7 protein-coding genes are annotated in these 10396 nt (G+C 70.9%); 1 reads left to right on the plus strand and 6 read right to left on the minus strand.

What is annotated here, in order from left to right:
• Positions 1 to 16 precede the first annotated feature (16 nt).
• The 3 genes from RI138_RS06520 to RI138_RS06530 all read right to left on the minus strand — a co-directional run bounded on the left by RI138_RS06520 (position 17) and on the right by RI138_RS06530 (position 1930).
• Positions 17 to 550 carry a GNAT family N-acetyltransferase gene (locus RI138_RS06520; protein WP_311119134.1) on the minus strand — a complete coding sequence of 178 codons (534 nt, stop codon included), beginning with the start codon at positions 548 to 550 and terminating at the stop codon, positions 17 to 19.
• Positions 551 to 617: 67 nt separating this feature from the next.
• Positions 618 to 1184, minus strand: a complete 567-nt coding sequence (locus tag RI138_RS06525) for a HutD/Ves family protein (protein ID WP_311119135.1) — start codon at positions 1182 to 1184, stop codon at positions 618 to 620.
• On the minus strand, positions 1181 to 1930 hold the full coding sequence (locus tag RI138_RS06530) for a vWA domain-containing protein (RefSeq protein ID WP_311119136.1): 750 nt from the start codon (positions 1928 to 1930) through the stop codon (positions 1181 to 1183). Before RI138_RS06530 ends, RI138_RS06525 begins: the two co-directional genes overlap by 4 nt.
• A gap of 142 nt (positions 1931 to 2072) precedes the next feature.
• Here RI138_RS06530 and RI138_RS06535 point away from each other — a divergent pair, with 142 nt between their 5' ends.
• On the plus strand, positions 2073 to 2984 hold the full coding sequence (locus RI138_RS06535) for a rhomboid family intramembrane serine protease (protein WP_311119137.1): 912 nt from the start codon (positions 2073 to 2075) through the stop codon (positions 2982 to 2984).
• Positions 2985 to 3139: 155 nt separating this feature from the next.
• Here the strand turns inward: RI138_RS06535 and RI138_RS06540 are convergent, their stop codons facing one another.
• The 3 genes from RI138_RS06540 to RI138_RS06550 all read right to left on the minus strand — a co-directional run bounded on the left by RI138_RS06540 (position 3140) and on the right by RI138_RS06550 (position 10314).
• Positions 3140 to 4600, minus strand: coding sequence for a glutamate synthase subunit beta (locus tag RI138_RS06540; RefSeq protein WP_096632060.1), 1461 nt, complete (start codon positions 4598 to 4600; stop codon positions 3140 to 3142).
• Complete coding sequence (gene gltB, locus RI138_RS06545) at positions 4593 to 9152, minus strand: glutamate synthase large subunit (RefSeq protein WP_311119138.1); 4560 nt, start codon at positions 9150 to 9152, stop codon at positions 4593 to 4595. Before gltB ends, RI138_RS06540 begins: the two co-directional genes overlap by 8 nt.
• Before the next feature lie 430 nt (positions 9153 to 9582).
• Positions 9583 to 10314, minus strand: coding sequence for a VIT1/CCC1 transporter family protein (locus tag RI138_RS06550; protein WP_096632064.1), 732 nt, complete (start codon positions 10312 to 10314; stop codon positions 9583 to 9585).
• Positions 10315 to 10396 lie beyond the last annotated feature (82 nt).

Raw genomic sequence — 10396 nt, forward strand, 5'->3', positions numbered from 1 at the left:
CCGACATCTCCTGTCGTCATTCGGGCGCGACAGGCGGACGGGCCCCGGGACGGAGTCGGGCCGGGCCGTCCGTCGCACCGCTCCGGGCCGGGTTCTCCGGGGCCGGGCGGATGAGCCGGAGCATGACCTCGTCGTACTCCTCGTCGACGCGGCGGCTCTGCTCCACGAAGCCCATCCGGGCGTAGAAGCCACGGGCCCGCGTGTTCTTCTCGTACACCTCCAGGGTCAATGAGCCGTGCAGCGCCGCCGCGTGCTCGACGAGACGCCGGCCCACCCCCGTGCCCTGTGCTTCCGGAGCCACGAAGAGGCCGCCGATCTCGGCGTCCAGCAGGCCCAGGAGAGCCACCACACGGCCGTTCGACTCGGCGACCCAGTTCTCGGCGTGGACGAGGTAGATCTCGCGCATCTTGCGGGCGCGCTCGCCCTCGCCCTCGCCGGGGATGAAGGGATGGGCCAGGCTGCCGGCCCGGGACCAGAGGTCCATCGAGGCGTTCTCGTCCGTGGCGGCATAACGGCGGATCACGGTGCGTCCGGATACGTATGCGGGCATGCGGATCACCGTATCCGGCGGCAGGGAACCCGTCAGCCGGATATTTCGCACGCCGCCGGCCGGACGATCACCCGTCCGAGAACGTGATCAGCACCGCCTGGCCCATCGTCCGCAGGACCCCGGGCGACGCCCCGGCAGCCAGCACCGCGTCGTAGCGGTCCAGCCGGACACCGTCCGCGCCTTCCAGCACCGCGCCGTCGTCCAGCGAGAGGGCCAGCACCGCGCCGCCCGGGGGCGGCAGCAGACGGACGGTGCCGCAGACGACCGCGGTCTCCGCCCGCGTGGACGCCCTGCGGTACATGACGTTGAGGTTGACGACGGGCCCGCCCAGCAGGAAGCCGTCGGTGGGCAGATCGCCGGGGAAGTCGTGCGGCCACAACGGCTCGTCGACGATGTGGTGCTCGCCGCCCACGACGAGGTCCATGCCCGGCCCCTCGACCACGGTCAGGGTGCGGTCCACCCCGGGGAAGACGGAGAACGGCCCGTCGGCGGTGACGTCCGCGAGGCTCACCCGCCAGGCGAAGGCGTCGGCCCCCGCGCCCCCGGGGCCGGTGGCGACCTCCCGAGTGAGCCCGCCGCCGTTCTTCCAGGGCACCGGCGCACGGTCGGCGGCGCGCAGGACGCGTGCGGTCATCGGACGATCCCCTGGGCCCCGGCGGCGGCCAGCCAGGACGGGAACTCGGCGACCAGCCGGTCGTACAGTTCGCCGTCCGGGACCTTCCGGGGGTCGAGCCCGGCGTGGAAGTACCCGGCGTTGTCGACGGGCCGCTTGGCGGGGACGGGCAGTTCGTCGAGCCGGCGCAGGAAGTCGAACTGGCTGCTGCGGGTGTTGCCGAAGCCGACGAACTGCCAGAACAGCGGCAGCCGGGCGGCCTTGCAGAGGTAGCGCTCGGCGGCGAGCTTGTTGATCGGCCCGCCGTCCGTCTGGAAGACGACCAGGGCGGGCGCGGTGGAGCCGCTGTCGAGGTAATGGTCGATGACGGCGTCCATGGCCAGGTGGTAGCTGGTCTTCCCCATGTGCCCGAGGCCCGCCACGATCTCGTCGATCCGGCCGTGGTGGTCGTCGAGTGCGATGTCGGTGACCGCGTCGACATCGGTGGAGAAGAAGACCACGGGCACCGTGCCGTCGTCGTCGAGGTTGGCCGACAGGCCCAGCACCCGGTCGGCCAGCGCCTGGACGCTGCCGTCCTTGTAATAGGGCTTCATCGAGCCGGAGTAGTCCAGGACCAGGTAGACGGCCGCGCGGTGACCGCCCAGTCCGTGCTTCTCCAGCGAGATCCCGGCGCTCTTGTAGAGGCTGACCAGGTCCGGAGCCGTCTCCTGCACCTTGGTGAGGCTGATGGCCGGGCCAGTGCCCACCACCGTGTTCACACCGTTCATGACGCCCCCCGTTCTGCGCTCTGCGGACCTTGAGCGTAGGCCACCGCCGGGCCCCGGGCACACGGTCCCCCGTACCGGTTCGCTATCTTGATCGCCGCCGCCCCCACCGGCCCCGTTGCGCACCCCAGTGAAGGAGCCGGCCATGGAGGCCGCCGCCACCGCGTGTTACCGCCATCCGTCCTACGAGGCGTATGTCCGCTGCACCCGCTGCGACCGCCGCATCTGCCCGGACTGCATGCGTGAGGCGGCCGTCGGCCACCAGTGCGTGGAGTGCGTGAAGGAGGGGCAGCGCTCGGTGCGACGGGCCCGCACGGTCTTCGGCGGTGCGGTGTCCGCGGTGACCACGCCGGTGGTGACGTACGCCCTGATGGCGCTCAACGTACTGGCCTACCTCGGCGAGGTGGTCCGGCCGGAGGCCGTGGACCGGTTCGGGGTGCTGGGCGCCGTGCTCACCGGGCCGGACGGCGAGCAGTACTACTACCGGGGGGACACGTACGCCGGGTACGAGCTGACGGGGATCGCGGACGGGGAGTGGTACCGGCTGGTGACCGGGGCGTTTCTGCATCTGCCGCCGGACACCTCGTTCGGGGTGATGCACCTGGTCTTCAACATGTTCGCGCTGTGGAACATCGGGCGGGCGGTGGAGGGGCAGCTCGGCCGGGTCAGGTATCTGGCGCTGTATCTGCTGGCCGCGGTGGGCGGTTCCGTCCTGGTGTACCTGCTGGCACCGGACACGTCCACGGTCGGCGCGTCCGGGGCGGTGTTCGGGCTGGCCGCCTCGTACTGGGTCATCAACCGGCGGCTCGGCCGTGACATGGCGGCGGTCAACAGGTTCATGGCGGGGTTCCTGCTCTGGATGGTGCTCTCGGCCCTGTTCACCTCGTGGCAGGGGCACCTGGGCGGGCTGCTGACCGGGGCGCTGGTGACGTACGGGCTCGCCTACGCACCGGCGAAGCTGCGGACCTGGCCGGTTCAGCTCGCGGGCGGGGCGGTGCTGGTGGCGCTGTTCGCCGTGGCCGTGGCGGCGCAGACCTCGGCGCTGACCGGCGGGTGAGGGCTCCCGGGGCGACCGGCCCCGGACGCGCCACGGCGCCCGCTGAGTCCGGTCGGGGACAGGCAGGCGCCGCGTTCAGTTCCGCACGCCGTTGTACGGGACGTCTTGAGGGGGCTCCCCCGGGCCGCGTGGCCCAGGGGGAACCCGGGTGGTGCTCAGACCAGCAGGGACCGGTCCGTCGGACGGATCGGGGCCGGCAGGGCGCTGGTCCCGGTCAGGAAGCGGTCCACTCCGCGGGCGGCGGAGCGGCCTTCGGCGATCGCCCAGACGATCAGCGACTGGCCGCGTCCCGCGTCACCGGCGACGAAGACGCCGTCGACGTTGGTCGCGTAGTGCTCGTCGCGGGCGACGTTGCCGCGCTGGTCGAGCTCCAGGCCGAACTGCTGGACCAGGCCATTGGACTGGTCGGTTCCGGTGAAGCCCATGGCGAGGGTGACGAGCTGCGCCGGAAGGCGCCGCTCCGTGCCGGGCTTCTGCTCCAGCTTACCGTCCTTGAACTCGACCTCGACCAGGTGGAGGGCCGCGACGTTTCCGTCCTCGTCGCCCTCGAAGTGGGTGGTGGAGACGGAGTAGACCCGCTCGCCGCCCTCCTCGTGCGCGGAGGTGACCTTGTAGAGCATCGGGAAGGTCGGCCAGGGCTGGTTCGCGGTCCGCTCCTCGCCCGGCTTCGGCATGATCTCCAGCTGGGTGACGGAGGCCGCGCCCTGGCGGTGGGCGGTGCCCACGCAGTCGGCGCCGGTGTCGCCGCCGCCGATGACGACGACGTGCTTGCCGCCGGCGTGGATCGGGGAGACCGTGAGGTCGCCCTCCTGCACCTTGTTGGCGAGCGGCAGGTACTCCATCGCGAAGTGGATGCCGCCCAGCTCACGGCCGGGGACCGGCAGGTCGCGGGAGACGGTGGCACCGGCCGCGATGACGACCGCGTCGTAGCGGCGGCGGAGCTTCGCGGCGTCGATGTCCTTGCCGATCTCCACCTCCGTACGGAACTTGGTGCCCTCCAGGCGCATCTGCTCGATGCGGCGGTTGATGTGCGACTTCTCCATCTTGAACTCGGGGATGCCGTAGCGGAGGAGGCCCCCGATGCGGTCCGCGCGCTCGTAGACGGCGACGGTGTGACCGGCCCGGGTCAGCTGCTGGGCGGCGGCGAGTCCCGCCGGGCCCGAGCCGATGACCGCGACGGTCTTGCCGGAGAGGCGCTCGGGCGGCTGCGGGGTGACGTCGCCGCTGTCCCACGCCTTGTCGATGATGGAGACTTCGACGTTCTTGATGGTGACGGCGGGCTGGTTGATGCCGAGCACACACGCCGACTCGCACGGGGCCGGGCACAGCCGCCCGGTGAACTCCGGGAAGTTGTTCGTGGCGTGCAGCCGCTCGGAGGCCGCGGTCCAGTCCTCGCGGTAGGCGTAGTCGTTCCACTCGGGGATGAGGTTTCCGAGCGGGCAGCCGTTGTGGCAGAACGGGATGCCGCAGTCCATGCAGCGTCCGGCCTGCTTGCTGATGATCGGGAGCAGCGAGCCCGGAACGTAGACCTCGTTCCAGTCCTTGACGCGCTCGGCCACGGGGCGGGTCTGGGCGACCTCGCGTCCGGTGGTCAGGAAGCCCTTGGGGTCAGCCATGGGTCGCCGCCTCCATCATCTTCTCGGTGGTCTCCTGCTCGGAGAGACCGGCGAGCTCAGCGGCGTCCTTGGCGGCGAGCACTGCCTTGTACGTGGTCGGGATGATCTTGCTGAAGCGGGCCACCGCGCTGTCCCACTCGGCGAGGAGCTTCCCGGCGACGGTGGAGCCGGTCTCCTCGTGGTGGCGGCGCACCACGTCGTGCAGCCACTGCTTGTCGGTGTCGTCGAGCTCCTCGATGGCGCCGAGGTTGCCGACGTTGACGTTGTCGCGGTTCAGGTCGATGACGTAGGCGATGCCGCCCGACATACCGGCGGCGAAGTTGCGGCCGGTCTCGCCGAGGACGACGGCCTGGCCGCCGGTCATGTACTCGCAGCCGTGGTCGCCCACGCCCTCGGAGACGACCAGCGCCCCGGAGTTGCGGACGCAGAAGCGCTCGCCGGTGCGGCCGCGGAGGAAGACCTCGCCGCCGGTCGCGCCGTAGCCGATGGTGTTGCCGGCGATGGTCGAGTACTCGGCGAGGTGGTCGGCGCCCCGGTCCGGGCGGACGATGACGCGGCCGCCGGAGAGGCCCTTGCCGACGTAGTCGTTGGCGTCGCCCTCCAGGCGCAGGGTCACCCCGCGCGGCACGAACGCGCCGAAGGACTGGCCGGCCGAGCCGGTGAAGGTGATGTCGATGGTGTTCTCGGGCAGGCCCGCACCGCCGAACTTCTTGGTCACCTCGTGGCCGAGCATGGTGCCGACGGTGCGGTTGATGTTGCGGATCGCGACCTGGGCGCGGACCGGCTGGGCGGCCTCGGCGCTGTCGGCGCCGAGCGCGTCGGCGGCCAGCTTGATCAGCTGGTTGTCGAGCGCCTTGGTCAGTCCGTGGTCCTGCCCGATGATCTGGTGGCGGACCGCGCCCTCGGGCAGTTCGGGCACGTGGAAGAGCGGGGCGAGGTCGAGGCCCTGCGCCTTCCAGTGGGTGACCGCCCGGTCGGTGTCGAGGAGTTCGGCGTGGCCGACGGCCTCCTCGATGGTCCGGAAGCCCAGCTCGGCGAGGATCTCGCGGACCTCTTCGGCGATGAACTCGAAGAAGTTGACGACGTACTCGGCCTTGCCGGAGAACCGGTCACGCAGGACCGGGTTCTGGGTGGCGATGCCGACCGGGCAGGTGTCCAGGTGGCAGACGCGCATCATGACGCAGCCGGAGACGACGAGCGGCGCGGTCGCGAAACCGAACTCCTCGGCGCCGAGCAGCGCGGCGATGACGACGTCGCGGCCGGTCTTGAGCTGGCCGTCGGTCTGCACGACGATGCGGTCGCGCAGGCCGTTGAGCAGCAGGGTCTGCTGGGTCTCGGCGAGGCCGAGCTCCCAGGGGCCGCCCGCGTGCTTGAGGGAGGTGAGCGGGGAGGCGCCCGTTCCGCCGTCGTGGCCGGAGATGAGGACGACGTCCGCGTGGGCCTTGGAGACACCGGCGGCGACCGTGCCGACGCCGACCTCGGAGACCAGCTTCACGTGGATGCGGGCCACGGGGTTGGCGTTCTTGAGGTCGTGGATCAGCTGCGCGAGGTCTTCGATGGAGTAGATGTCGTGGTGCGGCGGCGGCGAGATGAGGCCGACGCCGGGCGTCGAGTGACGCGTCTTGGCGACCCACGGGTAGACCTTGTGGCCGGGCAGCTGGCCGCCCTCGCCGGGCTTGGCGCCCTGGGCCATCTTGATCTGGATGTCGTCCGCGTTGACCAGGTATTCGCTGGTCACACCGAAGCGGCCGGAGGCGACCTGCTTGATGGAGGAGCGGCGTGCCGGGTCGTAGAGGCGGTCGGGGTCCTCGCCACCCTCGCCGGTGTTGGACTTGCCGCCGAGCTGGTTCATCGCGATGGCGAGCGTCTCGTGCGCCTCGCGGGAGATCGAGCCGTACGACATGGCACCGGTGGAGAACCGCTTGACGATCTCGGAGGCGGGCTCGACCTCGTCGAGGGGGATCGGGGCCCGGTCCGAGGTGAAGCCGAAGAGGCCGCGAAGCGTCATCAGCCGCTCGGACTGCTCGTTCACCCGGTCCGTGTACTGCTTGAAGATGTCGTAGCGCCTGTTGCGGGTGGCGTGCTGGAGGCGGAAGACCGTCTCCGGGTCGAACAGGTGCGGCTCACCCTCACGCCGCCACTGGTACTCGCCGCCGATGTCCAGGGCACGGTGGGAGGCCGCGATGCCGGAGGCGGGGTACGCCTTGGTGTGCCGGGCGGCGACCTCCTTGGCGATGACGTCCAGGCCCGCGCCGCCGATCTTGGTGGCGGTGCCGTTGAAGTACGTCGCGACGAAGGCCTCGTCGAGGCCGACGGCCTCGAAGACCTGCGCGCCGCGGTAGGAGGCGACGGTGGAGATGCCCATCTTGGACATGACCTTCAGGACGCCCTTGCCGAGCGCGTAGATCAGGTTCCGGATGGCCTGCTCGGCCTCGATGTTCTCGATGAACGTGCCCGCGCGGACCAGGTCCTCGACGGACTCCATGGCGAGGTACGGGTTGACCGCGGCGGCGCCGTAACCGATCAGCAGGGCGACGTGGTGGACCTCGCGGACGTCCCCGGCCTCGACCAGCAGGCCCACCTGGGTGCGCTGCTTGGTGCGGATGAGGTGGTGGTGGACGGCGGAGGTGAGCAGCAGCGAGGGGATCGGCGCGTGCTCGGCGTCGGAGTGCCGGTCGGAGAGGACGATCAGGCGGGCGCCGTCCTCGATGGCGGCGTCGACCTCGGTGCAGATCTCCTCGATCCGCGCGGCCAGCGCGTCACCGCCGCCGCCGACCCGGTAGAGACCGGCGAGAGTGGCGGCCTTCATGCCCGGCATGTCGCCGTCGGCGTTGATGTGTATCAGCTTGGCGAGCTCGTCGTTGTCGATCACCGGGAACGGCAGCGTGACGCTGCGGCAGGCCGCGGCGGTCGGCTCCAGGATGTTGCCCTGGGGACCGAGCGAGGAGCGCAGCGAGGTGACGAGCTCCTCGCGGATGGCGTCCAGCGGCGGGTTGGTGACCTGGGCGAAGAGCTGGGTGAAGTAGTCGAAGAGGAGCCGGGGGCGCTCGGAGAGCGCGGCGATCGGCGAGTCGGTGCCCATGGAGCCGAGCGGCTCACCGGCGGTCCGGGCCATCGGCGCGAGGATGACGCGCAGCTCTTCCTCGGTGTAGCCGAAGGTCTGCTGGCGGCGGGTGACCGAGGCGTGGGTGTGCACGATGTGCTCGCGCTCGGGCAGGTCGCTCAGCTCGATCTCGCCGGTCGCCAGCCACTCCTGGTAGGGCTGCTCGGCGGCGAGGGACGCCTTGATCTCGTCGTCCTCGATGATGCGGTGCTCGGCGGTGTCGACGAGGAACATCTTGCCGGGCTGGAGGCGGCCCTTGCGGACGACCTTGGCCGGGTCGATGTCGAGGACGCCGACCTCGGAGGAGAGCACGACGAGGCCCTCGTCGGTGACCCAGTAGCGGCCGGGGCGCAGCCCGTTGCGGTCGAGGACCGCGCCGACCTGGACGCCGTCGGTGAAGGTGACACAGGCCGGGCCGTCCCAGGGCTCCATCATCGTGGCGTGGTACTGGTAGAAGGCGCGCCGCGCCGGGTCCATGGAGTCGTGGTTCTCCCACGCCTCGGGGACCATCATCAGCACCGCGTGCGGCAGCGAGCGGCCGCCGAGGTGGAGCAGCTCCAGGACCTCGTCGAAGGAGGCCGAGTCGGAGGCGTCCGGGGTGCAGACGGGGAAGATCCGGTCGAGCTGCGCCTGACCGAACAGGCCGGAGGCGAGCTGCGACTCGCGGGCCTTCATCCAGTTGCGGTTGCCCTTGACCGTGTTGATCTCGCCGTTGTGCGCGACGAAGCGGTACGGGTGGGCCAGCGGCCAGCTCGGGAAGGTGTTGGTGGAGAAGCGGGAGTGGACCAGCGCGACCGCGGAGGCGAAGCGGCGGTCGGAGAGGTCCGGGAAGAACGGCTCCAGCTGTCCGGTGGTGAGCATGCCCTTGTAGACAATGGTGCGGGCGGAGAGCGAGGGGAAGTACACCCCGGCCTCGCGCTCGGCACGCTTGCGCAGGACGAACGCCTTGCGGTCCAGGACGATGCCGGTGGACTCGCCGTCGGCGACGAAGACCTGGCGGAACTCGGGCATGGTGGCGCGCGCGCCGTTGCCGAGGAGTGCGGGGGTGACCGGGACGTCGCGCCAGCCGAGGACCTTCAGGCCCTCCTGGGTCGCGATCTTCTCGATCGTGCGGACGGCCTCGGTGGAGGCGTCGGCGGGGAGGAAGGCGATGCCCACGGCGTAGGCGCCGGCCTCGGGAAGCTCAAAAGGGGTCTCGGCGCGCAGGAAGGCGTCGGGCACCTGGCAGAGAATGCCGGCGCCGTCGCCGGAGTCGGGCTCGGAGCCGGTGGCACCGCGGTGTTCGAGGTTGCGCAGTACGGTCAGCGCCTGCTCGACCAGCTCATGGCTGGCCACACCGGTCAGAGTGGCCACGAACCCGACGCCACAGGCGTCGTGCTCGTTGCGGGGGTCGTACATCCCCTGCTGGGCGGGGCGACCGTCCATGGGCGACCAGGCGTCGATACGCATCGGCTCTCCCGTCGTCGTCGTGGCATGTGCAGTGCCGAGGGACGACGTTGGCCCTCTGCGAAATTTCGTGCAGGTTACATGATGGGGCGCTTCTCAAGAAGCGGAAGGCTCGTTCCAGCATACGGACACCGTGGTGACCGGAAGTGACCGGACGGCCAGGGGGCGGGTCGCCGTCAAAAGGGTCGGCGCCCGGGGGTTCGCAGAGAGCAGGCGTCGTTGCCTGCGGTGCTTACGGCTCTTGCCCGGCGGCAAAGGAAACGAAACCACCGAGTAACGGCTACTTATGTGTAGCGCTGCATAGCGTCTCATTTTACGGCCGCGGAGCCGGTCGCGCCCAGTGGGCGGCGCCAAGACGTACGTCACACGGGCTGCCGCACGGTTGGGCCGTTCGGGCGGCCCGGTTACGCCGTTCGCCGGGCCGCTGCCGGATTCACCCGACCGCCACACCGAACAGCGTGCCGAGTCCGTACGTCATCGCCGCGGCCGCACCGCCGAGCGCGAGCTGGCGCAGTCCGCTGAACCACCAGCTGCGGGCCGTCACCCGGGCCACGACCGCGCCGCAGGCGAACAGCCCGGCCAGGGCGAGCAGCACCGCGGGCCACAGGGCGCTCGCGCCGAGCAGGTAGGGCAGGACGGGCAGCAGGGCACCCAGCGCGAAGGCCCCGAACGAGGAGACGGCGGCCACGAGCGGCGAGGGCAGGTCGCCCGGGTCGATGCCGAGCTCCTCGCGGGCGTGGATCTCCAGCGCCTGGTCCGGGTCGCGGGAGAGCTGACGGGCGACCTCAAGGGCGAGCGGGGCGTCGACCCCCCGGGACTCGTAGAGCGCGGCCAGCTCCGCCATCTCGTCCTTGGGGTGCTTACGGAGCTCCCGGCGTTCGACGTCGAGCTCGGCCTCGACCAGCTCGCGCTGCGAGGCGACGGAGGTGTACTCGCCGGCCGCCATGGAGAACGCCCCGGCGGCCAGACCCGCGAGCCCGGTGATCACAATGGCCTGCTGGGAGACCGCACCGCCCGCGACCCCGGTCATCAGGGCGAGGTTGGAGACCAGACCGTCCATCGCACCGAAGACGGCGGGGCGCAGCCAGCCGCCGTTCACATCCCGGTGGGTGTGGTTGTCCCGGTGCGCCTCGTGCAGGACGGCGTCGGTCTCGATGATGGCCACGATGCACTTCTCCCCTGTGAGTACAACTCTCGACAAAGTCCAAAGTACGCCGGTCGGGCGACCGCCGCCAGCAAGGCAGGCC

Source organism: Streptomyces durocortorensis, assembly GCF_031760065.1.
In the GTDB taxonomy this organism is placed as follows: Bacteria; Actinomycetota; Actinomycetes; order Streptomycetales; family Streptomycetaceae; genus Streptomyces.